This is a genomic window from Mycobacterium sp., assembly GCF_049608025.1.
Taxonomy (GTDB): domain Bacteria; phylum Actinomycetota; class Actinomycetes; order Mycobacteriales; family Mycobacteriaceae; genus Mycobacterium.
Genome location: NZ_JBMYXC010000111.1, coordinates 1 through 2,235 on the forward strand (window position 1 = coordinate 1; position 2,235 = coordinate 2,235).

2 protein-coding genes are annotated in these 2,235 nt (G+C 64.9%); both read right to left on the minus strand.

All coding sequences use genetic code 11. The annotated features are described in order from the left end of the window. Positions 1-132: 132 nt before the first annotated feature. A complete protein-coding gene (ilvA, locus tag ACPGXI_RS17930; RefSeq protein WP_526655372.1) occupies positions 133-1,422 on the minus strand; it encodes a threonine ammonia-lyase IlvA in 1,290 nt (429 codons plus the stop codon). Positions 1,423-1,464: 42 nt separating this feature from the next. After that, positions 1,465-1,902: a nitroreductase family deazaflavin-dependent oxidoreductase gene (locus ACPGXI_RS17935; RefSeq protein ID WP_526655374.1), complete on the minus strand. Its 438-nt coding sequence runs from the start codon at positions 1,900-1,902 to the stop codon at positions 1,465-1,467. Between the last annotated feature and the right edge of the window lie 333 nt (positions 1,903-2,235).

Genomic DNA, 2,235 nt, shown 5'->3' on the forward strand with positions numbered 1-2,235 from the left:
TGTCACCGACCACAGTGTCAATCTGAATCGAACCCGCGGAGGGAATAGCTGTCATACCTCCATAGTCACCGAGAAATACCCCAGCGGCAAAATCGGAGTTCGTGGCGGACTTCAACACGCGACCCGAGGCGGTCAGGTCAGATAGCGGTACGTCGGTGAGCCAGGCTCGACCAACTCGACGTGGCATTCCGAACTCTGCATCCGCGCCATCAACCCTTCAAGATCCGAGGCCGACCCCATCTCGATGCCGACCAGCGCCTCGCCCGTTTCGCGATTGTTCCGCTTGACGTATTCGAACAGGGTGATGTCGTCGTTCGGGCCCAGCACTTCATCCAGGAAGCGGCGCAGCGCGCCCGGCTCCTGAGGGAAGTCAACCAGGAAGTAGTGCTTGAGCCCCAGGTGCACCAGCGAACGCTCCAGGACTTCGCCGTAGCGGGACACATCGTTGTTGCCCCCCGAGATCAGGCAGACCACCGTGGATCCAGGCTCGATATCGGCATCCAGCAGCGCGGCCACCGACAACGCGCCCGCCGGCTCGGCGATGATGCCCTCGTTCTGATAGAGGTCGAGCATGGCGGTGCACACCGCGCCCTCGTCGACCGTGGTGATCGATACCATGTCCCCGGCGGCTGACAGGGCCGCGAACGGCAGTTTCCCCACCCGCGCGACCGCGGCGCCGTCGACAAACTGGTCGACGTTCTCAAGCGTCACGGGTGCACCGCTGGCCAGCGCAGCCACCAACGCTGCCGCCCCGGCAGGCTCCACGCCGAGCACCGAGGTCGCGGTGGTCCGCTCGGCCAGGTAAGTGGTCATCCCGCTGATGCACCCGCCGCCGCCGACCGGGACGATCACCAGATCCGGTTCGGCGCCGAGCTGGTCGAGGATCTCCACCGCGATCGTGCCCTGCCCTGCCATCGTTCGGACGTCGTCGTAGGGCGGCACCAACGTGGCGCCGGTGCGCGCGACGTCTTCGAGGGCCGCCTCGGCCGCCCTATCGTAGGTCTTGCCGCCGACGATCAGCTCGATGAAGTCGCCGCCGTGGTAGCGAATCCGGTCGCGTTTCTGCTTCGGCGTCTTGGCCGGGACGTACACCCGTCCGTGTACCCCCATCGACCGGCACGCCAGCGCGAACCCCTGGGCATGGTTTCCGGCCGACGAACACACCACCCCGGCCGCCTTCTCCTCGGGCCCCAGCTGCATCAACAGGTTGTAGGCGCCCCGCAGTTTGTACGAGCGCACCGCCTGCAGATCTTCGCGCTTGAGGTAGACGTGCGCGCCGGTGATCGCCGACAACCGATCGCTCAGCTGCAACAGTGTCTTCGATACCACTCCGGAAATGCGCCGAGCGGCCTCATCGACGTCCGCGGCACGCAATGGTGCCGCGGAATCGACTCGGGGACTATGGCTCAGCTCAGCGGACACCGCACAATGGTGCCATTGCATGCCACCGCAGCAAAAACGGATTCAGCGGACGGGCGACAGCACGAACACCGGAATCTGACGATCGGTCTTCGCCTGATAGTCCGCATAGTCGGCCCAGGTCGCCACTGCACGCTCCCACCACGCCGCCTTCTCGTCGCCGAAAACCTCGCGGGCGTCGTAGTCGGCGGTGTCGGTACCGTCCTGCAGTTCCACCCGGGGATGGGCCTTGATGTTGTAGTACCAGACGGGGTGTTTCGGCGCACCGCCCAGCGAGGCGACGACGGCGTACTCGCCGTCGTGCTCGACCCGCATCAACGGGGTCTTGCGGATCTTTCCGGTCTTCGCCCCAATCGTGGTCAGGAGGACGACCGGCCGGCCCTTCATTTCGGTTCCCCGGGTGCCACCGGATTCCATGTATTCTTCGGCGTTTTCTCGTGCCCAATCCAACGTGCTGGGTTCGTAGTCTCCGGTGAGCGGCATGTGGCCAGACTATCCAAACCATGCTGCCACCAGGAGTATTTTGGGTACCCGGGGCATTTCGGCACCAGGGGCATTACGGGTCCCGAGACCTGGTCTGCGGTCCATCGTCATCTGGGTGACCTCCGCTCTCTAGGTGACCTCCGCAATCTGGGTGACCTCCGCTCTCTAGGTGACCTCCGCCGCCAGCGTGGTTCTCGGCGGCGCGGGCAACGGCGATGGTGCGGCCGGCATGACGCTCGGGATCGAGGTGGGCTTGCCCATCGGCGGGCAGGCATCCGGGACTTGATGCTCCTATTCGTGTCAAGCGGCTTTGAGCCAGTTTCTGTAGGTTTC

Excerpts from the sequence above, each read along its gene's own strand:
- ACPGXI_RS17935 (WP_526655374.1), bottom strand. The coding sequence starts at position 1,902 with ATGCCGCTCACCGGAGACTACGAACCCAGCACGTTGGATTGGGCACGA.